The organism is Streptomyces sp. NPDC001137, assembly GCF_040298885.1.
In the GTDB taxonomy this organism is placed as follows: Bacteria; Actinomycetota; Actinomycetes; order Streptomycetales; family Streptomycetaceae; genus Streptomyces.
On record NZ_JBEPBA010000032.1, the window covers coordinates 49,734 to 76,226 of the forward strand.

General features: G+C 69.8%; 19 protein-coding genes. 14 read left to right on the forward strand and 5 right to left on the reverse strand.

Going from position 1 to position 26,493, the window contains the following annotated elements:
• Positions 1–60: 60 nt before the first annotated feature.
• Positions 61–669 carry an SMI1/KNR4 family protein gene (locus tag ABT254_RS41055; RefSeq protein WP_351482457.1) on the reverse strand — a complete coding sequence of 203 codons (609 nt, stop codon included), beginning with the start codon at positions 667–669 and terminating at the stop codon, positions 61–63.
• A gap of 295 nt (positions 670–964) precedes the next feature.
• Here ABT254_RS41055 and miaB point away from each other — a divergent pair, with 295 nt between their 5' ends.
• Positions 965–2,494 (forward strand): tRNA (N6-isopentenyl adenosine(37)-C2)-methylthiotransferase MiaB, encoded by a 1,530-nt coding sequence (gene miaB / locus ABT254_RS41060; RefSeq protein WP_351482459.1) that lies wholly within the window; start codon positions 965–967, stop codon positions 2,492–2,494.
• A 54-nt stretch (positions 2,495–2,548) separates the two neighbouring features.
• A complete protein-coding gene (locus tag ABT254_RS41065) occupies positions 2,549–3,286 on the forward strand; it encodes a class III extradiol dioxygenase subunit B-like domain-containing protein (RefSeq protein ID WP_351482460.1) in 738 nt (245 codons plus the stop codon).
• 72 nt (positions 3,287–3,358) lie between these two features.
• Here ABT254_RS41065 and ABT254_RS41070 read toward each other — a convergent pair whose 3' ends face one another.
• The gene (locus ABT254_RS41070; protein ID WP_351482462.1) at positions 3,359–3,628 is read right to left on the reverse strand and encodes an antitoxin; all 270 of its coding nucleotides are present in this window, start codon (positions 3,626–3,628) and stop codon (positions 3,359–3,361) included.
• A gap of 63 nt (positions 3,629–3,691) precedes the next feature.
• On the reverse strand, positions 3,692–3,961 hold the full coding sequence (locus ABT254_RS41075; protein WP_351482464.1) for a hypothetical protein: 270 nt from the start codon (positions 3,959–3,961) through the stop codon (positions 3,692–3,694).
• Between the two features lie 182 nt (positions 3,962–4,143).
• Here ABT254_RS41075 and miaA point away from each other — a divergent pair, with 182 nt between their 5' ends.
• The 6 genes from miaA to hflX all read left to right on the forward strand — a co-directional run bounded on the left by miaA (position 4,144) and on the right by hflX (position 12,449).
• Positions 4,144–5,082 (forward strand): tRNA (adenosine(37)-N6)-dimethylallyltransferase MiaA, encoded by a 939-nt coding sequence (miaA, locus tag ABT254_RS41080; protein ID WP_351482466.1) that lies wholly within the window; start codon positions 4,144–4,146, stop codon positions 5,080–5,082.
• Positions 5,083–5,190: 108 nt separating this feature from the next.
• A complete protein-coding gene (locus ABT254_RS41085) occupies positions 5,191–5,694 on the forward strand; it encodes a hypothetical protein (protein WP_351482517.1) in 504 nt (167 codons plus the stop codon).
• A gap of 136 nt (positions 5,695–5,830) precedes the next feature.
• On the forward strand, positions 5,831–6,730 hold the full coding sequence (dapF, locus tag ABT254_RS41090) for a diaminopimelate epimerase (protein WP_351482468.1): 900 nt from the start codon (positions 5,831–5,833) through the stop codon (positions 6,728–6,730).
• Positions 6,731–7,028: 298 nt separating this feature from the next.
• The gene (locus tag ABT254_RS41095) at positions 7,029–9,152 is read left to right on the forward strand and encodes a RelA/SpoT family protein (RefSeq protein ID WP_351482470.1); all 2,124 of its coding nucleotides are present in this window, start codon (positions 7,029–7,031) and stop codon (positions 9,150–9,152) included.
• A 117-nt stretch (positions 9,153–9,269) separates the two neighbouring features.
• Positions 9,270–10,811 (forward strand): M1 family metallopeptidase, encoded by a 1,542-nt coding sequence (locus ABT254_RS41100; RefSeq protein ID WP_351482472.1) that lies wholly within the window; start codon positions 9,270–9,272, stop codon positions 10,809–10,811.
• Between the two features lie 144 nt (positions 10,812–10,955).
• Positions 10,956–12,449, forward strand: a complete 1,494-nt coding sequence (gene hflX / locus ABT254_RS41105) for a GTPase HflX (protein ID WP_351482474.1) — start codon at positions 10,956–10,958, stop codon at positions 12,447–12,449.
• 85 nt (positions 12,450–12,534) lie between these two features.
• On the opposite strand, the gene ABT254_RS41110 is transcribed toward hflX, so the two are convergent.
• Positions 12,535–13,767 (reverse strand): trypsin-like serine peptidase, encoded by a 1,233-nt coding sequence (locus ABT254_RS41110; protein WP_351482476.1) that lies wholly within the window; start codon positions 13,765–13,767, stop codon positions 12,535–12,537.
• A 335-nt stretch (positions 13,768–14,102) separates the two neighbouring features.
• Between ABT254_RS41110 and ABT254_RS41115 the strand changes: the two genes are divergently transcribed.
• From ABT254_RS41115 to ABT254_RS41130, 4 genes are all read left to right on the forward strand, one after another.
• A complete protein-coding gene (locus ABT254_RS41115) occupies positions 14,103–15,791 on the forward strand; it encodes a diaminobutyrate--2-oxoglutarate transaminase family protein (protein ID WP_351482519.1) in 1,689 nt (562 codons plus the stop codon).
• Between the two features lie 400 nt (positions 15,792–16,191).
• Positions 16,192–18,129 (forward strand): IucA/IucC family protein, encoded by a 1,938-nt coding sequence (locus ABT254_RS41120; protein WP_351482478.1) that lies wholly within the window; start codon positions 16,192–16,194, stop codon positions 18,127–18,129.
• Positions 18,130–18,207: 78 nt separating this feature from the next.
• Positions 18,208–19,017 carry a GNAT family N-acetyltransferase gene (locus tag ABT254_RS41125; RefSeq protein WP_351482480.1) on the forward strand — a complete coding sequence of 270 codons (810 nt, stop codon included), beginning with the start codon at positions 18,208–18,210 and terminating at the stop codon, positions 19,015–19,017.
• Positions 19,018–19,283: 266 nt separating this feature from the next.
• On the forward strand, positions 19,284–21,281 hold the full coding sequence (locus tag ABT254_RS41130) for an ATP-dependent DNA helicase (RefSeq protein WP_351482481.1): 1,998 nt from the start codon (positions 19,284–19,286) through the stop codon (positions 21,279–21,281).
• 155 nt (positions 21,282–21,436) lie between these two features.
• Here ABT254_RS41130 and lexA read toward each other — a convergent pair whose 3' ends face one another.
• Entirely contained in the window at positions 21,437–22,216 is a 780-nt protein-coding gene (lexA, locus tag ABT254_RS41135; RefSeq protein ID WP_115909488.1) for a transcriptional repressor LexA, read from the reverse strand.
• A gap of 564 nt (positions 22,217–22,780) precedes the next feature.
• Here lexA and nrdR point away from each other — a divergent pair.
• Both nrdR and ABT254_RS41145 read left to right on the forward strand, forming a co-directional pair.
• The gene (gene nrdR, locus ABT254_RS41140; RefSeq protein WP_351482483.1) at positions 22,781–23,341 is read left to right on the forward strand and encodes a transcriptional regulator NrdR; all 561 of its coding nucleotides are present in this window, start codon (positions 22,781–22,783) and stop codon (positions 23,339–23,341) included.
• Positions 23,342–23,503: 162 nt separating this feature from the next.
• The gene (locus tag ABT254_RS41145) at positions 23,504–26,398 is read left to right on the forward strand and encodes a vitamin B12-dependent ribonucleotide reductase (RefSeq protein ID WP_351482485.1); all 2,895 of its coding nucleotides are present in this window, start codon (positions 23,504–23,506) and stop codon (positions 26,396–26,398) included.
• Positions 26,399–26,493 lie beyond the last annotated feature (95 nt).

Genomic DNA, 26,493 nt, shown 5'->3' on the forward strand with positions numbered 1-26,493 from the left:
GTGCGAAAAGATCCGGTGAGGCGCATTCCAGCCTCGCCGGATCTTGCTTCTCTCTGCCGATCAAGTCGTCCAGCAAATCCTTCCCTCGGCAACGGAGAATCGCTCGTACTCCATGACAGACTCAGGCGCCTCACCGGTCTCCAGCAGATCGGACAGAGGGTGGAGAAAATCACCGAGAGATGCCAGGAAGAAGCTCGGATAGTCACCCTCGCGGAATTTTAGAAGAGGTGAACCGTGAGGGTTCTGCGCATCCAGAATGATTCCGTGAGGCGTGTCGCTCTTCTCCATGATGGGGAGCCAGGGTGACTTCCAATAATCACTGTCTCCGATGTCTTGGGAAATGTGCAGATACTCTGCGCGCCGGTTGGCGATCTCCTTGCAGCCGAGGAACCTCATACCGCCCGGGAATATGATCGAATCACGGTGTGGCAGACGGGCGATCCCGCCACCGGGGATGGGCTTGGCGGAATCCTTCGCGGTACTCCCGTTGTTCAGGCGGAGCCAGATCTCAAGAACGGCCGGGATTTCGAATCCCAGCTGCTCGTTCAGGCGTGCGATCTCCTCATCCGAAGCCCCCGGGCGAAGCGCCTCCGCACTGGCCGGAGCGCGCTTTCGAAGCCAACTGACGATGCGCTCCCATGCAGAGACGACCTCCTCGACCTGCGACATATCGGCATATCCTTTCTATTTCCGTGTTTCGCTGTAACTTCGGGGGCTCTCGGCGTAGTCGCGTCGGTGCTGTACTTCTTGACGAGTCTCCTCCGGATATACCTATGTGGCATCCCGTGTCACAAACTCCGTCTCCCCGGGCCCGATGAGCCGGGACGAGTTGCGTCACGCCGTGGTCAGACCCGCACAGGAAGGGCAGCCCGGCGCGATGCCGTTGATGTCTCGTGCCCTGCCGGAAACTCGGAGGAGAGAAGCGCCGGGGCAAGGGGCTCCGCGAAGCGCCTACCCTTGAGCTATGACCAGCAGCAGCGACCGGAGCCCGGCAGTGGACGTTCGATCATCTATGACCTATGAAATCCGCACCTACGGGTGCCAGATGAACGTCCACGATTCCGAGCGCTTGTCCGGGCTGCTCGAAGAGGCCGGGTACGTGCGCGCGCCCGAGGGCTCCGACGGCGACGCCGACGTCGTCGTCTTCAACACCTGCGCCGTCCGCGAGAACGCCGACAACCGGCTGTACGGCAACCTCGGCCGTCTCGCGCCGAAGAAGGCCTCGCGGCCCGGGATGCAGATCGCGGTCGGCGGCTGCCTCGCGCAGAAGGACCAGGACACCATCGTGAAGAAGGCGCCCTGGGTGGACGTCGTCTTCGGCACGCACAACATCGGTAAGCTGCCGGTGCTGCTGGAACGCGCGCGCGTGCAGGAAGAGGCCCAGGTCGAGATCGCCGAGTCCCTGGAGGCGTTCCCCTCCACCCTGCCGACGCGCCGCGAGAGCGCGTACGCGGCGTGGGTGTCGATCTCCGTCGGCTGCAACAACACCTGCACCTTCTGCATCGTCCCGGCCCTGCGCGGCAAGGAGAAGGACCGCCGTACCGGCGACATCCTCGCCGAGATCGAGGCCCTGGTCGCCGAGGGCGTCTCCGAGATCACCCTGCTCGGGCAGAACGTCAACGCGTACGGCTCCGACATCGGCGACCGCGAGGCCTTCAGCAAGCTGCTGCGGGCCTGCGGCAAGATCGAGGGCCTGGAGCGCGTCCGCTTCACCTCCCCGCACCCGCGCGACTTCACCGACGACGTGATCGCGGCGATGGCCGAGACCCCGAACGTGATGCCGCAGCTGCACATGCCGCTGCAGTCCGGCTCGGACACCGTCCTGAAGGCGATGCGCCGCTCCTACCGGCAGGAGCGCTACCTCGGGATCATCGAGAAGGTACGCGCCGCCATCCCGCACGCCGCGATCACCACCGACATCATCGTGGGCTTCCCGGGCGAGACGGAGGAGGACTTCGAGCAGACCCTGCACGTCGTCCGTGAGGCGCGGTTCGCGCAGGCCTTCACCTTCCAGTACTCCAAGCGCCCCGGCACCCCGGCCGCGACGATGGAGAACCAGATCCCGAAGGAGGTCGTCCAGGCGCGTTACGAGCGTCTCGTCGCCCTCCAGGAGGAGATCTCCTGGGAGGAGAACAAGAAGCAGGTCGGCCGCACTCTGGAGCTGATGGTCGCCGAGGGCGAGGGCCGCAAGGACGGCGCCACCCACCGCCTCTCCGGCCGTGCCCCCGACAACCGCCTGGTCCACTTCACCAAGCCCGAGCAGGAGGTGCGGCCCGGCGACGTGGTCACCGTCGAGATAACGTACGCCGCCCCGCACCACCTCCTCGCCGAGGGAGCCGTCCTCGACGTGCGCCGCACGCGCGCGGGGGACGCCTGGGAGAAGCGCAACGCGGCCGAGGCGGCGAAGCCCGCAGGCGTCCTGCTGGGCCTGCCGAAGATCGGTGTGCCCGAGCCGCTGCCGGTGGCCACGGGGAGCGGCTGCGGCTGCGACTGACCGCTCCGCCCGGCGCGGTGTCCGGCGCCGGTCGGCGGGGTTACCCTGCCGATCATGCTTGTCGCCGCCGCAGTCTGTCCCTGCCCGCCGCTGCTCGTGCCCGAGGTCGCCGCGGGTGCCGCCGCCGAAATGGACGTCGCGCGTGCCGCGTGCACGGACGCGGTCGGCGTGCTCGCGGCCGCCCGGCCCGACCGGCTCGTCGTCGTCGGTCCCGCGGAGCAGAGCGGCCCGGGCACGTATCCCGAGGGCGCGCAGGGCTCCTTCCGCGGCTTCGGCGTCGACGTGGACGTACGGCTCGGCAGGGCCGAGCACGCCGCGGCCGAAGCCCCTGCCCCGCCGGCGTCGGAGCGGTCGCTTCCGCCCTCGCTGGCGGTGGCCGCGTGGCTGTTGCAGCGCACCGGCTGGTCCGCCGCCCCGATCGAGGGACTCGGTGTGGGGGAACCTCTGGCAGCCGAGCGGTGTATTCAAACCGGGAGGGACATCGCCGCCGGGGCCGAGCGGGTGGCGCTGCTGGTCATGGGCGACGCCAGCGCCTGCCGCACGCTCAAGGCCCCCGGTTACCTCGACGAGCGCGCGGCGCCCTTCGACGCGGAGGTCGCACGTGCGCTGGGGGCGGCGGACGTGGCGGCCCTCAAGGCACTGGACACCGAGCTGGCGTCCGAGCTGAAGGCATCGGGCCGGGCTTGCTGGCAGGTCCTCGCGGGCGCGGCCGAGGGCACGGACCTCGCGGGCGCGCTGCTGTACGAGGACGCGCCGTACGGCGTGGGCTACATGGTCGCGACCTGGTCGTAGAGACCCGGGGGAAAACGGCGGACGGCCGGGAGCCCTCGGGCTCCGCGGCCGTCCGTCGGTGTGCCGTGCCGTTCAGGAGGCAGGCGGCGGGGAGTCGGGCGGTGCGGTCGTGCCACCGCCTGCCCCCGTGTCGTCCTTGTGCGCGAGTCGGTCCATGGCGCCCTTGGCCTTGCCGGTCCCGGTGTGGATCTTGTCCCGGTACTTGCCCTTGGTCTTCTCGTCGACGACCTTCGCGGCCTTGTCCAGACCGTGCGTGATCTTGTCCCCGTGCTGCTGCGCGAGGCCGGAGACCTTGTCCTTGGCCGGGCTGAGCTTGGCTTTCAGGTTGTTCAGGAGACCCATGGTCCACCTTCCGTTGTTCCCGGGCTCGGCACGCCCCTGCGGCTCACTCGCCACCAGGGGCCGTTACGTGCGGGCGTCCTCGCCGGCGTCGCTGTCGGCCGCCTCCTCGGCGGACTGCTGCTTGGGGATCTCGACGCCCTCACCGGAGGCGGACTCGGCGGCCTCAGAGGCCTCCGGCTCGCCCTCGGTCTGCTCCTCGGCCTCGGCCGTCCCCTTCGCCTCTGCCGCCTCCTCAGCCGTGGGCTCGGCCGTCGGTGTGTCGGCCTGAGCCTCGGCGGTTGACGCCTCCTCCGTAGCCTTCGACCTCCGCAGAAGCCGTGCGAAAACGCCCATATCCACTCCATACGCTACTCGTGCGGGCGAAATCCCGCGTCGTCCGGTGCGTCCGTTTGCGCCGCCCGGGTCGCCGCCCCCCGAAACCGGCGGCGAGAACCTCGCAACGGGCAACGACCCGGCACCCGTGCCGTCACGTAACTCGTTCGAGGAGCGCCCGCGGGGTTTGCGAGACTGGTGCCGTGAGCACCGCACCCCCCGCCCCCCGAGTCATCGCCGTCGTCGGACCGACCGCGGCCGGAAAGTCCGATCTGGGCGTTTTTCTCGCCCAGCAGCTCGGAGGCGAGGTCGTCAACGCCGACTCCATGCAGCTCTACCGGGGGATGGACATCGGCACCGCCAAACTGACGCCCGAGGAGCGCGGCGGCATTCCGCACCACCTCCTCGACATCTGGGACGTGACGGTCACGGCGTCGGTCGCCGAGTACCAGAAGCTGGCCCGCGCCAAGATCGACGGGCTGCTCGCCGAAGGCCGCTGGCCGATCCTGGTCGGCGGTTCCGGCCTGTACGTCCGGGGAGCCGTCGACAACCTGGAGTTCCCCGGCACCGACCCCCAGGTCAGGGCCCGGCTCGAGGAGGAGCTCGCACTGCGCGGCTCGGGCGCGCTGCACGCCAGACTCGCCGCCGCGGACCCCGAGGCGGCGCAGGCGATCCTGCCCAGCAACGGCCGCCGTATCGTCCGGGCCCTCGAAGTGATCGAGATCACCGGTCAGCCCTTCACCGCCAACCTGCCCGGCCATGACTCGGTCTACGACACCGTGCAGATCGGCGTCGACGTGGCCCGCCCGGAACTCGACGAGCGCATCGCCCGCCGGGTCGACCGGATGTGGGACGCCGGGCTCGTGGACGAGGTGCGTGCGCTGGAGGCGCAGGGCCTGCGCGAGGGCCGTACGGCAGCCCGGGCGCTCGGCTATCAGCAGGTGCTCGCGGCGCTGGCCGGAGAGTGCACCGAGGAGGAGGCGCGGGCCGAGACCGTGCGCGCCACCAAGCGCTTCGCGCGCCGGCAGGATTCCTGGTTCCGGCGCGACCCCCGGGTGCAGTGGCTGAGCGGGGCTGCGGCGGATCTCACAGAACTTCCGCAGCGTGCACTGGCGTTGGTCGAACGACCGGTTACAGCCTGATCACGTCATGGCATCGGGACGCTCCGGCCGCCGTTCCGGCATCCGGTGCCGTGCCATCATCGAGCTTCGATCGACCAAGTGGAGTCCTAGTTGGGAGGGCGCGTGGCGATGGAGGCCGGCCCTCGCGACACCGCACAAGGCACCGAGCCCCTCACCGTCGAGAGCGGTGGACCGGAGCCGGACGAGAACCGTCTGAGCCCCGACGGGCCCGACGAGACGCAGGGCGGAGTGACCGCCGACGGCCCCGAGCCGGACGAGATGTTCGCCGGTGGCCCCGAGGTCGAGGTCGAGCTGCGCCCGCAGCGCCGCCTGCGCATCTGGCAGCTCGCCCCCATCGTCGCCCTCGCCGCGGTCGGGTCCCTGATGTTCGCCTTCCCGCTCGCCTTCGACTTCGGCGACAGCGGGGCCGTGATCGCCATGCTGGGACTGCTGATCTGCTCCTGCGCGGCCGGCTGGGGCATGATGGCCGCCCGCCGGGTGGGCTACACGGGCCCAGGGCTCCCACCGCGGGGTTCCGGCCGCAGACCGGACTGGCGGGTGGTCCTGGCGTACGTGGTCGTAGTGGCCGCCGTGATCGTGCTGGCGGTGTGGCGCGTGGCAAGGCTCCGCTGACGCGTCCCTGAAAGGGGCGCGGGGCTGTGTCGACATGCGGTTCGCCGCGTGGGCGCGACCAGCCCCACCGGCCCGCACGGAATCGGCGTCCCCTCCGTCTGTCACTCCCGGCGGAGTGGTCCCTTACGATCGAGGAATGAGCACGCGCACGCGGATCGCCTTCCTCAAGGGCCACGGCACGGAGAACGACTTCGTGATCGTGCCGGACCCCGAGAACCTCATCGACCTGCCCCCGGCCGCCGTCGCCGCCCTGTGCGACCGCCGCGCGGGCATCGGCGGCGACGGTCTGCTGCACGTGGTGCGGTCCGCCGCGCACCCCGAGGCGCGACACATGGCGGCCGAGGCCGAGTGGTTCATGGACTACCGCAACGGCGACGGCTCGATCGCGGAGATGTGCGGCAACGGCGTGCGGGTGTTCGCGCGCTACCTCCAGCGCGCCGGGTACGTCGCCGAGGGCGATCTCGCGGTGGCCACCCGCGGGGGCGTGAAGCGCGTGCACATCGCGAAGACCGCATCCGACAGCGGCTCCGCCGCGGGTGACATCACCGTCGGCATGGGCAGGGCCCGCCTCCCCGAGGGGGACGTCACGGTCAGCGTCGGCGAGCGCAGCTGGTCCGCGCGGAACGTGAACATGGGCAACCCGCACGCGGTCGCGTTCGTCGACGACCTCGCGCACGCCGGCAACCTGTACGCGCCGCCGCCGTTCAGCCCGGCCTCCGCATACCCGGACGGCGTGAACGTGGAGTTCGTGGTCGACCGCGGCCCCCGGCACGTCGCCCTGCGTGTGCACGAGCGCGGCGCCGGCGAGACCCGCTCGTGCGGCACGGGCGCGTGCGCCGTCGCCGTGGCCGCCGCCCGCCGGGACGGCGCCGACCCGGCCGTCACCGGGAGCCCGGCGACGTACACCGTCGATGTGCCCGGCGGCACCCTGGTCATCACCGAACACCCGGACGGCGAGATCGAGATGACCGGACCCGCGGTGATCGTCGCGGAGGGCGAGATCGCCCCCGAGTGGCTGGAAACATACGTTCGCTGAACGCGATGGCGGCTTGGGATCCGAGGCCTGTGTGCCGGATGGTGCACGGGAGTTGCTCCGGGGCGCCGACCGCACGCTCGAAATCATGGGCGGCTCCCGGCCGCGTGGCGCGAAATCGTAAACCTACAGACCTTCGCTCGAATGGGTGATCCGTTTCACGCTCGGCGAGAGGCGGTCAGCCGCACGTGATGGGCTCGGTAGCATCAAGCACCGGCCCGGACGGGGGACCGTTGCCATCCCCTGAGCCGTGTCCGCCATGGGGCACCCCGTCCGCCGGTCCACGCAGCCGGAGGTGCCCATGAGTGCGGAGGCCACGAACCCCGCGACCCCAGGTCCGGTAACAGGCCCGGCGGCGCGCTGGCGGGCGCGGATCGACCTGCGCCGCCTCGGTCGTGCCGCCCTGCTCGGCCCCGCCACCCGTGACCGGCTGCCCAGCGCCATCAGCCATGTCGTCGACGCCCACCGCGCCCACTACCCGAGCGCCGACCTCGAACCCCTGCGCCGGGCCTACGTGCTGGCCGAGTCCTCGCACCGCGGCCAGATGCGCAAGAGCGGCGAGCCGTACATCACGCATCCGCTCGCGGTGACGCTGATCCTCGCCGAACTCGGCGCGGAGACCACGACTTTGACGGCCTCTCTGCTCCACGACACCGTCGAGGACACGGACGTGACCCTCGATCAGGTCGGCGAGGAGTTCGGTTCGGAGGTCCGCTACCTCGTCGACGGCGTCACCAAGTTGGAGAAGGTCGACTACGGCGCCGCCGCCGAACCCGAGACCTTCCGCAAGATGCTCGTCGCCACCGGCAGCGACGTCCGTGTGATGTCGATCAAACTCGCCGACCGGCTGCACAACATGCGCACCCTCGGCGTCATGCGCCCCGAGAAACAGGCGCGCATCGCCAAGGTCACCCGCGACGTCCTCATCCCGCTCGCCGAGCGGCTCGGCGTCCAGGCGCTGAAGACCGAGCTTGAGGACCTGGTCTTCGCGATCCTCCACCCCGAAGAGTACGAGCACACACGCGAGTTGATCGTCGACAACGCCTCCCGCGCCGACGACCCGCTCGCCGAGATCGCCGACGAGGTACGAGGCGTGCTGCGCGACGCCGACATCCCGGCCGAAGTCGTCATCCGGCCACGGCACTTCGTCTCCGTCCACCGCGTCGCCCGCAAGCGCGGCCAGCTGCGCGGCTGCGACTTCGGGCGGCTGCTGGTGCTGGTGAACGAGGACGCGGACTGTTACGGCGTCCTCGGCGAACTGCACACCTGTATGACGCCCGTGGTCTCGGAGTTCAAGGACTTCATCGCCGTCCCCAAGTTCAACCTGTACCAGTCCCTGCACACCGCGGTCGCCCGCGCGGACGGCCAGGTGGCCGAAGTCCTCATCCGCACCCACCAGATGCACAAGGTCGCCGAGGCCGGGGTCGTCGCGCTCGGCAATCCCTATGCCCCGCCTCCCGAGGAGAACGCTCCGGCCGACGGCGAGCGCGTCGACCCCACCCGCCCGGGCTGGCTCTCCCGCCTCCTCGACTGGCAGGAGGCCGCGCCCGACCCGGACACGTTCTGGTCCACGCTCCGCGAGGACCTCGCCCAGGACCGCGAGATCACCGTCTTCCGCCCCGACGGCGGCACCCTCGGTCTGCCCGAGGGCGCCACGTGTGTGGACGCCGCGTACGCCCAGTACGGCGAGGACGCGCACGCGTGCATCGGCGCCCGCGTCAATGGCCGTCTGGCGACGCTGAGCACGGTCCTGCAGGACGGCGACACCGTCCAGCTCCTCATGGGCCAGGACCCGGCCTCCGAGCCCTCCAGGGAGTGGCTGGAGCACGCCCACACGCCTGCCGCACGTATCGCCATCCAGCGGTGGCTCGCGGCCCACCCGACGCACGAGGAGACGCAGGAAGCGGCGCAGGAGACCGACGAGGAGCCCTCGGTCGCTCTCCGGCCCGCGGCGGAGGGACTGAACTCACGTCCCACCACCGCCGACATCACGGTCGACCAGCCCGGCGCGACCGTCCGCCTCGCGGGCTGCTGCACCCCCGTACCGCCCGACGAGGTCACCGGCTTCGCCGTGCGGGGCGGTGTGGTCACCGTCCACCGCGTCGAGTGCGCCGCCGTGGAGCGCATGAAGAGCGGGGGGCGCGCGGAGGTCGACGTGCGCTGGGGGGACACCACCGAGTGCCGGGTCACGTTGCTCGCTGAATCGTTCGTCCGCCCCCATCTGCTGGCTGACCTGACGGAGGCCATGGCCCTCGAAGGCGCCGAGATCGTGTCCGCGACGGTCGAACCCCCGACCCAACAGCGCGTCCGCCACACGTACACCCTCCAACTGCCGGACGCGGCCCACCTGCCCGCCCTGATGCGCGCGATGCGCAATGTGCCGGGGGTCTACGACGTGAGCCGGGCGCAGACGCCGGGCGGGTGAGCGCCGGACCGCGCGCCCCAGGCGCCAGAGCCGCACACCTGCACCCGACCTACCCATTCGGGTGGGCCGAACGCGAGTCGTCGCCGTCCGGCACGCGCGCGCTGATAGCCGTGATCCATGCTGCTCACCCCGCGCTCCCAGGCCCCACGACCCGACGGCCCGCGTCCCGGCACCGCGGCTCGGTTCCGCCGTCCTCCCGGCCGCCTGAAGGCGGCCGCACTGCTCGCCTCCGCCGTCTCCGTCTGCCTCCTGGCCGCGAGCTCGCCCCCGGCTCCCCTGGGCATCGGGGACCGCCTCTACCCGGACCTCGGCAACCCCGGATACGACGTGCAGTCGTACAACCTCTCGTTCACCTATCCCGGCACCAACAGCAAACCCCTCCAGGCCGTCACCACGATCAATGCCTCGACGACCACGGACCTGGACCGGCTGAACCTCGACTTCGCACACGGCAAGGTCGAATCGGTCCAGGTCAACGGCGAGCCGGCCACGTTCACCAGCGCGGGGGACGACCTCGTCGTCACTCCCGCAAGGCCCCTGCCCCGGGGCACCTGGACGCGGATCACCGTGCGGCACACCAGCGACCCCGCGGCCGTCAAGGACCAGGACGGCGGCTGGGTGCGCACCGAGGACGGGCTCGCCATGGCCAATCAGGCCGACGCCGCCCACCTGGTGTTCCCGTGCAACGACCACCCCTCCGACAAGGCGCTGTTCACCATCCGGATCACCGCCCCCAACGACTACACGGCCGTGGCCAACGGCCTGCCTACCGGCGTGGAGCGCGGCCCCGAGTCGACCACCTGGACGTACCGCACGCGGCACCCCATGGCCACCGAGCTCACCCAGGTGTCCATCGGCCGCTCCACCGTGCTGCACCGCACCGGGCCGCACCACCTGCCCATGCGTGACGTCGTGCCCACCAAGGACGTCAAAGAACTCGAACCGTGGCTCGCCAAGACCCCCGACCAGATCGCCTGGATGGAGAGCAAGGTCGGCCACTACCCCTTCGAGACGTACGGCCTGCTCATGGCACAGGCCTCCACCGGCTTCGAACTCGAGACACAGACGCTCTCTCTCTTCGAGAGAGAGCTCTTCACCGGCCACACCTACCCCAAGTGGTACGTCGAGTCGATCATGGTGCACGAGCTGTCCCACCAGTGGTTCGGCGACAGCGTCAGCCCGCGGACCTGGTCCGACCTGTGGCTCAACGAGGGGCACGCCACCTGGTACGAGGCGCTGTACGCGGAGGAGGTGGGACACAAGCCCATGGAGAAGCGCATGAAGGCCGCCTACGCCGCCTCCGACGGCTGGCGCGCCGCAGGTGGGCCGCCGGCCGAGCCCAAGGCGCCCGACCCCGGTCAGAAGATCAGCATCTTCCGGCCCAACGTCTACGACGGCGCCGCGCTCGCGCTCTATGCCCTGCGCCAGGAGATCGGCCGCCCCGCCTTCGAGCGCCTGGAGAGGTCCTGGGTGAACCTCCACCGCGACGGCACGGCCACCACCGCCGACTTCGAACGGCTCGCCTCCCGGATCTCCGGGCGCGACCTGAGCGGCTTCTTCGAAGGCTGGCTGTACGGCAAGAAGACCCCGCCGATGCCCGGCCACCCCGACTGGAAGCCGGCGGCACCCGGCGCGAAGGCTGCGAAATCCGCGAAATAAGGCGATGACCGGACGGGCCGTGCCGTGCGACCATCTTCGGGTCGACGGCACGGGTCGCGGGAATCTCCCGGGGAACTCGTACGTTGTCCACAGTGACCGCTCTCGCGATCGCCGTACCGCAATCCCCATCGACGTAAGGATCCAATGACCTCCTCTTCATCCCCTTCCCAGGACACTGAGCGCTCCGCGCACACCTACCCCGAGCGGCTTCGGGCCGATGCCCTGATGGAAGAGGACGTCGCCTGGAGCCACGAGATCGACGGAGAGCGGGACGGCGACCAGTTCGACCGCTCCGAGCGTGCGGCGCTGCGCCGTGTGGCGGGCCTCTCCACCGAGCTCGAGGACGTCACCGAGGTCGAGTACCGCCAGCTCCGCCTGGAGCGTGTCGTGCTCGTCGGAGTCTGGACCACGGGGACCGTGCAGGACTCGGAGAACTCCCTCGCGGAGCTCGCCGCCCTCGCGGAGACCGCGGGCGCGCTCGTGCTCGACGGCGTGATCCAGCGCCGCGACAAGCCCGACGCGGCCACCTACATCGGCTCCGGCAAGGCCTACGAGCTGCGGGACATCGTTCTCGAAACGGGCGCGGACACCGTCATCTGCGACGGTGAGCTCAGCCCGGGCCAGCTCATCCACCTCGAAGACGTCGTCAAGGTCAAGGTCATCGACCGTACGGCCCTGATCCTCGACATCTTCGCCCAGCATGCCAAGTCCCGAGAGGGCAAGGCGCAGGTCGCGCTCGCGCAGATGCAGTACATGCTGCCGAGGCTGCGCGGCTGGGGTCAGTCGCTGTCCCGGCAGATGGGCGGCGGCAAGGGCGGCGGCCTCGCCACCCGTGGTCCGGGTGAGACCAAGATCGAGACGGACCGGCGACGGATCCGCGAGAAGATGGCGAAGATGCGCCGGGAGATCGCGGAGATGAAGACCGGCCGCGAGATCAAGCGCCAGGAGCGCAAGCGCAACAAGGTGCCCTCCGTCGCCATCGCGGGCTACACCAACGCGGGCAAGTCCTCCCTGCTCAACCGCCTGACCGGAGCCGGCGTCCTGGTCGAGAACGCCCTGTTCGCGACCCTGGACCCGACCGTCCGCCGGGCGGAGACCCCGAGCGGGCGCCTGTACACGCTGGCCGACACGGTCGGCTTCGTCCGGCACCTGCCGCACCACCTGGTCGAGGCGTTCCGCTCCACCATGGAGGAGGTCGGCGAGTCCGACCTGATCCTGCACGTGGTCGACGGCTCGCACCCGGCACCGGAGGAGCAGCTGGCCGCAGTGCGCGAGGTGATCAGGGATGTCGGCGCCACCGACGTACCCGAGATCGTCGTGATCAACAAGGCGGACGCGGCCGACCCGCTGACCCTTCAGCGGCTCATGCGGATCGAGAAGCGCTCCATCGCCGTCTCGGCCCGCACGGGCAAGGGCATCCAGGAACTGCTCGCGCTCATCGACAACGAGCTGCCCAGGCCGTCCGTCGAGATCGAGGCGCTGGTGCCGTACACCCACGGCAAGCTGGTCGCCCGCGCGCACGACGAGGGCGAGGTGATCTCCGAGGAGCACACCCCGGAGGGCACCCTGCTCAAGGTGCGGGTCCACGAGGAGCTGGCGGCGGACCTCGCACCGTATGTCCCGGCCCCGGCCGTCTGAGTCGCAGGCCTGATCACCGCAGAATCGAGAAACGCCAAAGGCCCGCCCCCTCACCGAGGGGGCGGGCCTTTGGCACGAGGCAGGTCTACTGACCTGCGAACTTCTTGCTCACAGAGTCGTACACACCCTTGGCCACATCACCCAGCCGCGGTCCGGCCAGCCAGCCCGAGGTCACCGGGCCGATCGAGGTGTTGGACACGAGCGCCGGCTTGCCGTCCGAGCCCGTCGCGACCCAGCCGCCGCCGGACGAACCGCCCGTCATGGTGCAGCCGATGCGGTACATCGTCGGGTCCGAGGCGTTGATCGACAGCCGTCCCGGCCTGTCCGTGCACTGGAACATCCTCTGGCCGTCGAACGGCGGGGCGGCCGGGTAACCGGTCGCGGTGATGCTGGGAACCTTCGGCACGGCCGGAGCGTTGAAGTCGACAGGCAGTGCCGAACCGACCGTCTCCTCCAGCGACTTGCCGTTGCCGCCCTTCTCCGGCGTCACATGGATGACGGCGTAGTCGTAGGAGGCACCGTCACCGCCCGTCTCGCCGCCCTTCTCGATCCACTGCTGGGAGGTCTGCGCCCAGTCGCTCCACCAGACGCCGTACGGAGCGGCCTCCTCCCTGGTGGCGTTCTGCAGCTGGGCGGCCGACCTGCCCGCGTCGTTGTACGACGGCACGAACGCGATATTGCGGTACCAGCCGCCCTTCTTGCCGGCGTGCACGCAGTGCCCCGCCGTCCACACGAGGTTCGACTTGCCGGGGTGGGCCGGGTCCTCCACGACCGTTGCCGAGCAGACCATCGTGCCTTCGGGGGAGTCGAAGAACACCTTCCCGGACGTCGCCGCGTTGGCGTGGTACGTAGGCGCCACGGCCTTCGCGTCCACGGGCGCCGGCGTGGGGTCGGTCACGCCCTGGTCACCGGAGAGGTCGTTCTCGCTGACGCCCTTGTCCGGGTCGTTGGCCTTCCGCATCCGGTCCGGGTTCCACAGACCCTTGATGATCGGGTTGATGAACTCGTCGGCCTCGCGCAGCCAGTCGTCCCTGTTCCAGTTCTTCCAGGCCCCGTGCTTCCACTTGTCGATGTCGAACCCGTGCTCCCTGAGCTTGTTCTTGATGTCGTCCGGGATCTTGATCTTGCCGTCGCCGCTGCTGCCGGTGTCGCTCGCGGAGGCAGAGGCCTGGCCGTCGGCCTTGTCGTCGCCCGAGTTGCAGGCGGTGGCGGTGAGCGCCAGAGCTGATGCGAGGGCAACGGCGGCAAGAACGGGGGAGGTTCTGCGGCGGCCACCCCTCTCCCGGCGAACGGTGACGGACGGCCTTATGGATCGCATGCTCTGACTCCCCCTGGGATGAACTGAACGAATCGGGTGCTGCGGCTGTGAACCCCGTGCTCGCAGCAGGTGATCTCACGTGACTGCACGGCTTCTTGGAACGGCATCACACACTATGCGCTCGCTGTGAGGGACTTCCGATGGAACGGCAACGGTTCCGTCACGGAAAGGATCTTGAGGCAACCCGTAACCCGGTGAGCGGCGGGGGGTTGGTACCGGTGGGGGTTCTGCTGTCCGTGTGCGGTTCCCCGGTGGGAGGACAGGGAGTCGTGGCCGAGTCTGCATACGGCGGGAGTGCGTCCGAGGGAACGCCTGGGCGTTGTGCTGCCGGTGAGGTGTCCGCGACCGGGCGGGCCGCGCACGAAGGGATCCTGCGGCGGCAGTCGGCGCGCGAGTCGGCGGCGCGCACCTATGCGCGGGCCCTGCCGATCGTGCCCGTGCGAGCCCGGGGGCTGACCATCGAGGGTGCCGACGGCCGCCGCTACCTCGACTGCCTCTCCGGGGCCGGGACGCTCGCCCTCGGCCACAACCACCCCGTGGTGCTGGAGGCCATCCGCAAAGTCCTGGACTCGGGTGCCCCGTTGCACGTCCTCGACCTGGCGACCCCCGTCAAGGACGCCTTCGTCACCGAGTTGTTCCACACCCTGCCCCGCGGCCTCGCCGACCACGCACGCGTCCAGTTCTGCGGGCCGGCGGGCACCGACGCGGTGGAGGCCGCGCTCAAGCTCGTCCGCACCGCGACCGGCCGCACCGGACTTCTGGCCTTCACCGGCGCCTACCACGGCATGACCGCCGGAGCCCTTGAAGCCTCCGGAGACGCCTCGGACGTACGAGTCGCCCGCCTTCCCTATCCCCAGGACTACCGCTGCCCCTTCGGCGTCGGCGGGCCCCGCGGTGCCGAACTCGCCGCCCACTGGACCGAATCCGTCCTCGACGACCCCAAGTCGGGGGTGCCCGATCCCGCGGGCATGATCCTGGAACCCGTCCAGGGTGAGGGCGGGGTGATCCCCGCTCCGGACGAGTGGATGCGGCGCATGCGAAGGATCACTGCGGCCCGCTCCATCCCGCTGATCGCCGACGAGGTCCAGACGGGGGTCGGGCGGACCGGTGCCTTCTGGGCGGTGGAGCACAGTGGCATCACCCCCGACGTGATGGTCCTCTCCAAGGCCATCGGCGGCAGCCTTCCCCTTGCCGTGGTGGTCTACCGCGACAACCTCGACGTCTGGGAACCCGGCGCCCACGCAGGCACCTTCCGCGGCAACCAGCTCGCCATGGCCGCGGGCACGGCGACCCTCGCCTACGTCCGCGAAAACCACCTCGCCGAGCGAGCAGCCACCCTGGGCTCCCGCCTGCTTGCCCAACTCCGCTCGCTGGCAAGGGAGTTTCCTTGCATCGGGGATGTGCGGGGGCGCGGCTTGATGATCGGGCTGGAGTTCGTGGACGCGGAGGGGGATCGCGGGGGCCGCGGGGGCGGGACGTCCGATTGCGAAGGCTCCGGAGTGTGGGCCGGGGGTGGTTCGGCGGGGCTCGATCGGTGCCCCGGGGGACTGGACTCGGCGTCCGACGAGCTGAGTTGGACGGCCAAGGTGACAGATGGAGGTTCTGCCGGGCCGGGTTGGGAGGCCGACGGGTTGGATCGAAGCCGTCGCGAGGGCGAGGCCGATCGCTCGATGGACTGCGAACCTCTCCACCGGGGGGCTCCGGCGGCGGTGCCGAATTCCCGCACCGGCGGCCCGCGCCCGGCCGACCCCGAACTCGCGGCCGCCGTCCAGCGGGAGTGCCTGCGACGTGGCCTCATCGTCGAAGTGGGGGGCCGCCACGGAAGCGTCGTGCGGCTCCTTCCGCCACTGACGATCAGTGACGAACAGGCGGCTGCCGTGCTCGATCGACTGGCCGATGCCGTGGGGGCGGCGGCCCGCGACCGCTCCGGCCGACCACCTGGAATACGACGGCGCCCCGGGCCCGACCCGAGGTACCGACGACAGGGCGAGCGGGCCGAACCGGCGGGCCACACCGGCAACTGATGCTTGCCCGCTCGTACGCCGTCGGCACCTACGTCCATTCCCGCGCACCACTCGCACCTCCTGAACCGCCAGAACCCCTTGAAACCAGGACGCCCATACCTCCACTTCGCCGGTAAGGCAGTAAGGCCCAGGTTCGTCGCCGCACGAACCAGAACCACCCACGAGGACCGCCTTGAACCCCACCCCTGCACCCGACGCCCCTACCCGCGCCCACGAGCGAGGCCCCTCCGAAGCACCGCCCTCGCAGCAGGTCCCGCCTGCCTGGGCGCCCCCATCAGTGCCTCAGCAGGGAGGAGCGGCTGCGCGGAACACGGAGCCGGGTCGGGGTGCGGAGCGGGAGTCGGAACGGGGGTCGGCCTGGTCTTCGGCCATGGGCGCAACCCCGGGGGACGGTCGCTCCATGGAGCGGGTTCCGGAACTGAGCAAAGCCCCCGTGGCCGAAAGCCCGCGTCTCGCGATCGCCGATCTCCTCGATCACCCCGACCCGCACACCGCAGCCGAGGCCGCGGCGGTCGAGAACCTGCTGCGCTGCTGGGTGCGCGAAGCCGGCCTCCACGCCCCCGAGGACGGCACCCTCCGTATCCCCCTGCCCGCCAGCGGCACGGCCCTCCTCGCCCCGGTCCACTACTGGTCCCCGACGGGATGGCACCGGTTCGGGCTCCCGTTCCTCGCCAACGCCCCCGTACATTGCCGACCGGCCGACGCGGTGACCGTCGCCGCACTCCTGGCCAGGGAAACGCCTGGCCGAGACAACGACACAACCGCCCTGCCCGCAGCCGCCGGACCCACGTCCAGCGGCGCCGGCCGTCCCGCGGCCGCCCAGACATCAGCCCCCGCCTCGGCGGCGTCAACATCCGGCCCAGACCTCGTCGCCCGCGTCGCCGACTCCCTTCGCCGTACCGTCACGTTCATCCGCGAGCGCCGGGAGCGCCCCACCGACGGACCGGACCTCTTCCTCACCTCCGAGCAGGCACTCGTACTCGGACACCCGCTGCATCCCACTCCGAAGAGCCGCGAAGGTCTCTCCGAAGCCGAGGCGCGGTCCTACTCGCCTGAGTTGCGCGGCTCCTTCCCCCTGCACTGGCTGGCTGTCGCCCCCTCTGTACTTGCCACGGACTCCGCCTGGACAGAGCGCGGTCGTCCTGTCCCCGCACCCCGACTCATGGCACGGCTCGCCGAAGCCGAGCCGGCGCTTCCCGAGGGCTACGCAGCCCTCCCGCTGCACCCTTGGCAGTGGCGTGAGGTGCGGCAACGCGCCGAGATCTCGCCCCTTTTCGACGCCGGGCTCCTCCGCGATCTCGGTCCGCATGGGTCACCCTGGCATCCCACCTCCTCCGTACGCACGGTCCACCGGTCCGGCTCCCCTGCCATGCTCAAACTGTCGCTGGGCCTGCGGATCACCAACTCCCGTCGCGAGAACCTCCGCAAAGAGCTCCACCGAGGTGTCGAAGTCCACCGCCTGCTGCGCAGCGGCCTTTCCAGGCAGTGGCACGCGGCCCACCCCGGGTTCGACATCGTTCGGGACCCGGCCTGGCTCGCGGTCGACGCGCCGGACGGCAGCCCCGTGGCCGGAGTGGACGTGATGATCCGCCACAACCCGTTCAGTCCGTCGGACGATGTCTCCTGCATCGCCGGGCTCGTCTCCCCCCGGCCGCAGGCCGGGACGAGCAGCGACTCGGCGGGTGCAGCGCGCCGCCCGGAGGACGGGCCGCCGCCCGTGCAGTCCCGGCTGGCCACGGTGGTCACGCGCCTTGCGGGCCGGACCGGTCGTCCCCGTGCGGCTGTCGCCGTCGAGTGGTTCCTGCGCTACCTCCAGCAGGTCGTCCGTCCCGTGCTGTGGCTGGACGCGGAGGCGGGGATCGCCCTGGAGGCGCACCAGCAGAACACGCTGCTCCTGCTGGACGCCGATGGCTGGCCCGCAGGCGGACGCTACCGCGACAACCAGGGCTACTACTTCCGGGAGTCCCGGCGCACCCAGCTCGAGGCCCGGCTGCCCGGTATCGGCGAGCACAGCGACACCTTCGTCTCCGACGAGGTCACAGACGAGCGTTTCGCCTACTACCTCGCGATCAACAACGTGCTCGGCCTCATCGGGGCCTTCGGCTCCCAGCGCCTCGTCGACGAACAACTGCTGCTCGCCGCCTTCCGCCACTTCCTGAGCGACGTCGCCTCCGGGCCCGCCCGGTTGGGCACCCCACTTCCTGCCCACCTGTTGGACTCACCCGTCCTGCGATGCAAGGCCAACCTGCTGACCCGCCTGCACGGGCTCGACGAACTCGTCGGTCCGGTCGACACCCAGTCCGTCTACGTGACCATCGCCAACCCCGTCCATCGCTGAAAGCCACCGCCGACCACCGCCAACTCCCTTCGCTTCTGAGGAACATGCCCCATCCCGTCTTCTGAGAGGAGCGGCGCCATGCCTCCCACCGACGCCGGCGCACACGCAGCCACCGCATCCGGCACCGACCTCGGCGCCGACCCGAGCCCGCCTGCGACAGAGAGCAGCACCGGTGTGGGCACGGACAACGAGGACACCCTGGACCTGCGTCTGCCCGACGAACTGCTTGCGCTCGTTGCAGCGGAGACCGCCTCCGACGCGCCACGAAGCCGATGTGAAGATCCGGCACCACGCGTTTGCGTCACCAGAGCCGACGACGACCTCCTCGACCGTGTGGCCGGCTGGGGGCCCGTCGTCACACCCGTGGGTGTCTTCCACCTCGCTCCCGTGCACGTCGACCGGGACCTGCCGCTGATCAGCCGCTGGATGAACGACCCTGCCGTCGCGGAGTTCTGGGAGCTGGCAGGCCCGCCGACCCTGACCGAGAGCCACCTACGGGCCCAGCTCTCCGGCGACGGACGCAGTGTTCCGTGCATCGGCGTGCTGGAGGGCACACCGATGAGCTACTGGGAGATCTACCGGGCAGACCTCGACCCAGTGGCCCGCCACTATCCCCTTCGGCCGCACGACACCGGACTGCACCTCCTCATCGGCGGGGTCGCCGACCGAGGCCGCAAACTCGGCAGCACCCTGCTCAGAGCCGTGGCCGACCTCGTCCTCGACAGGCGGCCCGCCTGCGCACGCGTCATCGCGGAACCCGACCTGCGCAACACCCCCTCCGTCGCCGCCTTTCTGAGCGCAGGCTTCCGGTTCGCCGCCGAGGTCGACCTGCCCGCCAAGCGGGCCGCCCTCATGATCCGAGACCGGTCCCTGCGCGATCTGCTGTGACTCCGTGTCGCAGCCATCACTTTTGGTACACCGCCCGCTCCGATCCGGTTCCCACTGCCCCAGATCCGATTTCCAAGATCCGATTTCCCACTGCCTGAAATCCGATCTTCCGCAGAGCCGGTCCGAAGGTCACCCGAGACGATCCTCCCGACCGATCCACTCCGACCACTCCGACCCTCACCCGAGGAGCACCCGGCCTTGATCCCGCCCCTCGTCCCCGTCTTGATCACCCGTTTGTCAGTGCCGGGTCGTAGGGTGGTCGCGCTATGACGAAGCCCTCACTCCCCGAACTCCTGCATGCTGCCGTCACTGCCGTCGGCGGTACGGAGCGCCCCGGCCAGGTGACCATGGCCGAAGCCGTCGCGGAGGCGATCGACGACGGTTCCCATCTGCTGGTCCAGGCCGGCACCGGCACCGGAAAGTCGCTGGGCTACCTCGTGCCCGCGCTCGCGCACGGGGAGCGTGTCGTCGTGGCGACGGCCACCCTCGCCCTGCAGCGCCAGCTCGTCGAGCGGGATCTGCCGCGCACCGTCGATGCGCTGCACCCCCTGCTGCGCCGCCGCCCGGAGTTCGCGATGCTGAAGGGCAGGTCGAACTACCTCTGCCTGCACCGACTCCACGAGGGTGTACCGCAGGACGAGGAGGAAGGGCTCTTCGACCAGTTCGAGGCGGCCGCGCCCACCAGCAAGCTGGGCCAGGACCTGTTGCGGCTGCGCGAGTGGTCGGACGAGACAGAGACCGGTGATCGCGACAACCTCACACCCGGCGTCTCCGACCGGGCCTGGGCGCAGGTGTCGGTCTCCTCGCGGGAGTGCCTGGGTGCGACGAAGTGCGCGTACGGCGCCGAGTGCTTCGCCGAGATGGCCCGCGAGCGTGCCAAGCTGGCCGAGGTGGTCGTCACCAACCACGCGCTGCTCGCGATCGACGCCATCGAGGGCGCCCCGGTCCTCCCACAGCACGAGGTGCTGATCGTCGACGAGGCGCACGAGCTGGTCTCCCGGGTCACCGGAGTGGCCACCGGGGAACTCACGCCCGGCCAGGTCAACCGTGCGGTCCGTCGCGCCGCGAAGCTGGTCAACGAGAAGGCCGCCGACCAGCTCCAGACCGCTGCCGAGGGCTTCGAGCGGCTGATGGAGCTGGCCCTGCCGGGCCGTCTGGAGGAGATCCCGGAGGACCTCGGGTACGCCCTCATGGCACTGCGCGACGCCTGCCGTACGGTGATCTCCGCGATCGGCGCGACCCGGGACAAGTCCGTCCAGGACGAGGACGCGGTCCGCAAGCAGGCGCTGGCCTCCGTCGAGACGGTGCACGACGTGGCGGAGCGGATCACGAACGGCTCCGAGTGGGACGTCGTCTGGTACGAGCGCCACGACCGCTTCGGCGCCTCCCTCCGCGTCGCCCCCATGTCCGTGTCGGGACTCCTGAGGGAGAAGCTCTTCGCCGACCGCTCCGTCGTCCTGACCTCGGCGACGCTGAAGCTGGGCGGCGACTTCAACGGGGTCGGCGCCTCCCTCGGGCTCGCACCGGAGGGCACCGAGGGTGAGGACCTCCCGCAGTGGAAGGGCGTCGACGTCGGCTCGCCCTTCGACTACCCCAGGCAGGGCATCCTCTACGTCGCCAGACATCTGTCGCGCCCCGCGCGGGACGGCGACCGCGCGGACATGCTGGACGAGCTGACGGAGTTGATCCAGGCGGCCGGCGGCCGCACCCTCGGCCTCTTCTCCTCCATGCGCGCCGCGCAGCTCGCCGCCGAGGAACTGCGCTCCCGGATCCCGGAGTTCCCGATTCTCCTCCAGGGCGAGGAAACGCTCGGCGAGCTGATCAAGAACTTCGCCGCCGACCCGAAGACCTGCCTGTTCGGCACGCTGTCACTCTGGCAGGGCGTCGACGTCCCGGGCCCCAGCTGCCAGCTGGTCGTCATGGACAAGATCCCGTTCCCGCGTCCGGACGACCCGCTGATGAGCGCCCGGCAGAAGGCGGTGGAGGATGCGGGAGGCAACGGCTTCATGGCAGTCGCCGCCACACATGCCGCGCTGCTCATGGCCCAGGGCGCCGGCCGCCTCGTACGGGCCTCGGGGGACCGTGGGGTGGTCGCCGTACTCGATCAACGGCTGGCCACGGCGCGCTACGGCAGCTATCTCAAGGCGTCACTGCCGGATTTCTGGTACACGACGGACCGTAACCAGGTCCGGAAGTCTCTGGCGGCCATCGACGCGGCGGCGAAGAAGTCAGAGGCCGAAGCGAAGAAGTCAGAGGCCGAATGAGCATGGGGTTGGTCTGTCGCGGCGGCGTGACAGACCAACCCTGATGCACGGAACACGTGCCGGCGGGGTGCGGACAGCACAGGGCCCCGGAACCGGCGCAGGGGTCCCGGGGCCCGGTCAGAGGGTGGTTCTCCACGAACCGCCCGCCGCAGCCGTCATACGCGCCGCAGCACTGCCACCACCTTGCCGAGGATGGTCGCGTCGTCGCCGGGGATCGGCTCGTACGCCGCGTTGTGAGGGAGGAGCCAGACGTGGCCGTCCTCGCGCTTGAAGCGCTTGACGGTCGCCTCGCCCTCGAGCATGGCCGCGACGATGTCGCCGTTCTCGGCGACCGGCTGGCGGCGCACCGTGACCCAGTCGCCGTCGCAGATCGCGGCCTCGATCATGGAGTCGCCGACGACCTTCAGCACGAACAGCTCGCCGTCACCGACCAGCTGGCGGGGGAGGGGGAAGACGTCCTCGACCGACTCCTCGGCGAGGATCGGGCCACCGGCGGCGATGCGGCCGACCAGCGGAACGTACGACGCGGCGGGCTTGCCGGCGGTGTCGGTGGGCTGCACGGAGGCGCCCTGGTCGGAGCCGCGCACCTCGTATGCGCGCGGGCGGTGCGGGTCGCGGCGCAGGAAGCCCTTGCGCTCCAGTGCCATCAGCTGGTGTGCGACCGAGGAGGTGCTGGAGAGGCCGACCGCCTGGCCGATCTCCCGCATCGACGGCGGGTAGCCGCGCCGCTGCACGGAGTCCCTGATGACCTCGATCACCCGGCGCTGCCGGTCGGTGAGGCCCGAGCTGTCCGCCCGGATGCCTGGAGGTCGGCCCGGCAGGGAGCGCTTGGGCCCCTCGGGATTCACGGCTTCGTTCATCGCATGCACCGGCTCGAGTCGGCCCTGGGAGCGGTCCTGGGCAGTGATGGTGGCACTGTCTGCGGTGGTGGTCACGTCGGCCCCTCTCGATGGTCTCCCTGCTGGACAACGGTAGTTGCTTTCGAAAGGTTGCGCCAAACACACGTTCGAGTGAAAAAATATGGATCGCCGTACTTGATCATGTGTCTGGGTGTATGGCTAACGCGGCACCTGGCGGACAAAAGGGCCCATTGTTGTACTCTTCACCGCCGGGGTGCTGACCTCGTGGGTTACTGCCCCAGTCTGCCATCTGGCATTCCGTCAACCGGGCACGGCTCTCCATCTCTGCGGGAGCCCCACGTCCCCTCCCTGCGGCGCCCACGGTATCTCCGCATGCGCCGTAACGGTACGGCTGTGCACCTGGGATCCGGTGCGCCGCGCCGGGCGCATGGCACATGCCAATGCGCGCGCGACACGCGCGTACGACGTGCATGCATGGGCCAATCCCCACATCTAGTGGTTGGATTGCAGCAGCAGCCCAGAAGTTGTGGTCCCCCGGGTCTTCAGGCTCCTGGCGATCGCCTATGCTTGGGGCTGCTTCGAGGGGCCCATGAGGCCCAGCGAGGCTATTGAGTCTGCTGTGAGGAGGGTTGGGAGTTCATGCACTGCCCCTTCTGCAGGCACCCCGACAGCCGTGTCGTCGACAGTCGTACGACCGACGACGGCACGTCGATCCGCAGGCGCCGCCAGTGTCCGGACTGCTCCCGTCGTTTCACGACCGTGGAGACGTGCTCGCTCATGGTGGTCAAGCGGTCCGGAGTCACCGAGCCTTTCAGTCGTACCAAGGTCATCAATGGCGTGCGCAAGGCATGCCAGGGGCGGCCTGTCACCGAGGACGCACTCGCCCTTCTCGGCCAGCGGGTCGAGGAGGCGGTGCGGGCCACCGGAAGCGCCGAACTGACCACCCATGACGTGGGTCTGGCCATACTCGGCCCGTTGCAGGAGCTCGACCTCGTCGCATATCTGCGGTTCGCCTCCGTCTACCGGGCTTTCGACTCGCTCGAGGACTTCGAGGCCGCGATCGCGGAACTCAGGGAGGAGAGGCGACCCGTCGCCGCGGACAACGACGACCGCGAGGACGCTGTCGCGGGGGGCCAGGAAGAAGACTGCGGGCCCGGAGGGACTGCTCAGGTCCCCGAGCCCGCCAACGCCGCCGACTGATCGGCGAGCCGGAACCGGGCGGATGCCCCGATTCCGGCCGGACGGCGGCCATCGAAGACCCGTTGCGGGCGGCAGCGCGAGATGCCCGCAACACCAGACACAACATGTGCCACGGGAACATCGGGGCACTTCAGGGCGTTTTAGCCCGTACAGGGAGGCGGCATGACAGAGACGGCGAGCGGTCCGGCACGGAGTTCCCGCGCCAAGGGCACCAAGGCGACCAAGGGACTGCGTATCGAGCGCATCCACACCACCCCCGGCGTGCACCCGTACGACGAGGTGGCCTGGGAGCGCCGTGACGTCGTCATGACCAACTGGCGCGACGGCTCGGTCAACTTCGAGCAGCGCGGCGTCGAGTTCCCCGACTTCTGGTCGGTGAACGCGGTCAACATCGTCACCAGCAAGTACTTCCGCGGTGCCGTCGGCACCCCGCAGCGCGAGGTGAGCCTGAAGCAGCTCATCGACCGCATCGTGAAGACGTACCGGAAGGCCGGTGAGGACTACAAGTACTTCGCCTCGCCCGCCGACGCGGAGATCTTCGAGCACGAGCTGGCGTACGCCCTCCTGCACCAGATCTTCAGCTTCAACAGCCCCGTGTGGTTCAACGTGGGCACCCCGCAGCCCCAGCAGGTCTCCGCCTGTTTCATCCTGGCCGTCGACGACTCCATGGAGTCGATCCTCGACTGGTACAAGGAAGAGGGCATGATCTTCAAGGGCGGCTCCGGCGCCGGCCTGAACCTCTCCCGCATCCGCTCCTCCAAGGAGCTGCTGTCCTCGGGCGGCAACGCCTCCGGGCCGGTCTCCTTCATGCGCGGCGCCGACGCGTCGGCCGGCACCATCAAGTCCGGTGGCGCCACCCGCCGTGCCGCCAAGATGGTCATCCTCGACGTCGACCACCCCGACATCGAGGACTTCATCGAGACCAAGGTGAAGGAAGAGGAGAAGATCCGCGCCCTGCGCGACGCGGGCTTCGACATGGACCTCGGTGGCGACGACATCACCTCCGTCCAGTACCAGAACGCCAACAACTCGGTCCGCGTGAACGACGAGTTCATGAAGGCGGTCGAGCAGGGCGGAAAGTTCGGCCTGCGCGCGCGGATGACCGGCGAGGTCATCGAAGAGGTCGACGCCAAGGCCCTGTTCCGCAAGATGGCCGAGGCCGCCTGGGCCTGTGCCGACCCGGGCATCCAGTACGACGACACCATCAACCACTGGCACACCTGCCCGGAGTCCGGCCGTATCAACGGCTCGAACCCCTGCAGCGAGTACATGCACCTGGACAACACGTCCTGCAACCTGGCCTCGCTGAACCTGATGAAGTTCCTGAAGGACGACGGCAAGGGCCACCAGTCCTTCGAGGTCGAGCGCTTCGCGAAGGTCGTCGAGCTCGTCATCACCGCGATGGACATCTCCATCTGCTTCGCGGACTTCCCGACCCAGAAGATCGGCGAGAACACGCGCGCGTTCCGCCAGCTCGGCATCGGCTACGCCAACCTCGGTGCCCTGCTGATGGCGACCGGTCACGCCTACGACTCCGACGGCGGCCGCGCCCTCGCCGGTGCCATCACCTCCCTGATGACCGGCACGTCGTACAGGCGCTCCGCCGAACTCGCCGCGGTCGTCGGTCCGTACGACGGTTACGCCCGCAACGCCAGCGCCCACAACCGCGTCATGAAGCAGCACGCCGACGCGAACGCCGTGGCCGTCCGCATGGACGACCTGGACACGCCGGTCTGGGCCGCCGCCACGGAGGCCTGGCAGGACGTGCTGCGCCTCGGTGAGAAGAACGGTTTCCGTAACTCCCAGGCGTCGGTCATCGCCCCGACCGGCACCATCGGTCTGGCGATGTCCTGCGACACCACCGGCCTCGAGCCCGACCTCGCCCTGGTCAAGTTCAAGAAGCTGGTCGGCGGCGGCTCGATGCAGATCGTCAACGGCACGGTTCCGCAGGCGCTGCGCCGTCTGGGCTACCAGGAGGAGCAGATCGAGGCGATCGTCGCCCACATCGCCGAGCACGGCAATGTCGTCGACGCCCCGGGCCTCAAGCACGAGCACTACGAGGTGTTCGACTGCGCCATGGGCGAGCGCTCCATCTCCGCGATGGGCCACGTCCGCATGATGGCCGCGATCCAGCCGTGGATCTCCGGCGCCCTGTCCAAGACGGTCAACATGCCGGAGTCGGCGACCGTCGAGGAGGTCGAGGAGATCTACTTCGAGGCCTGGAAGATGGGCGTCAAGGCGCTCGCCATCTACCGCGACAACTGCAAGGTCGGCCAGCCGCTCTCCGCCAAGACCAAGGAGAAGGAGAAGGCCGAGGTCACCGAGAAGGCCGAGGCGACCATCCGCGAGACGGTCGAGAAGGTCATCGAGTACCGCCCGGTCCGCAAGCGTCTGCCCAAGGGCCGTCCCGGCATCACGACGTCCTTCACGGTCGGCGGCGCCGAGGGCTACATGACCGCCAACTCCTACCCGGACGACGGTCTCGGCGAGGTCTTCCTGAAGATGTCCAAGCAGGGCTCCACCCTCGCGGGCATGATGGACGCCTTCTCCATCGCGGTCTCCGTCGGTCTTCAGTACGGCGTGCCGCTGGAGACGTACGTCTCGAAGTTCACCAACATGCGCTTCGAGCCGGCCGGTATGACGGACGACCCGGACGTGCGGATGGCGCAGTCGATCGTCGACTACATCTTCCGCCGCCTGGCGCTGGACTTCCTGCCCTTCGAGACGCGCTCCGCCCTTGGCATCCACTCCGCCGAGGAGCGCCAGCGTCACCTGGAGACCGGTTCGTACGAGCCTTCCGAGGACGAGGTCGACGTCGAGGGCCTCGCCCAGTCGGCTCCGCGCGCCCAGGAGCTCAAGGCCGTGGCCACGCCGCGTGTCGAGGTCGAGGCGGCCAAGCCCGCCCCGAAGCAGGCCCACACCAGCGCCGAGCTGGTGGAGATGCAGCTGGGCATCCAGGCGGACGCCCCGCTGTGCTTCTCCTGCGGTACGAAGATGCAGCGGGCCGGCTCCTGCTACATCTGCGAGGGCTGCGGCTCGACCAGCGGTTGCAGCTGACGCCAGTAGTGACCAGCGGTTGAGGGCGGCGGAGCGTTTCTGGCTCCGCCGCCCTCGGCCATTGCGTGCGAAAACTTGTTCCCCCGCGGGTCGAT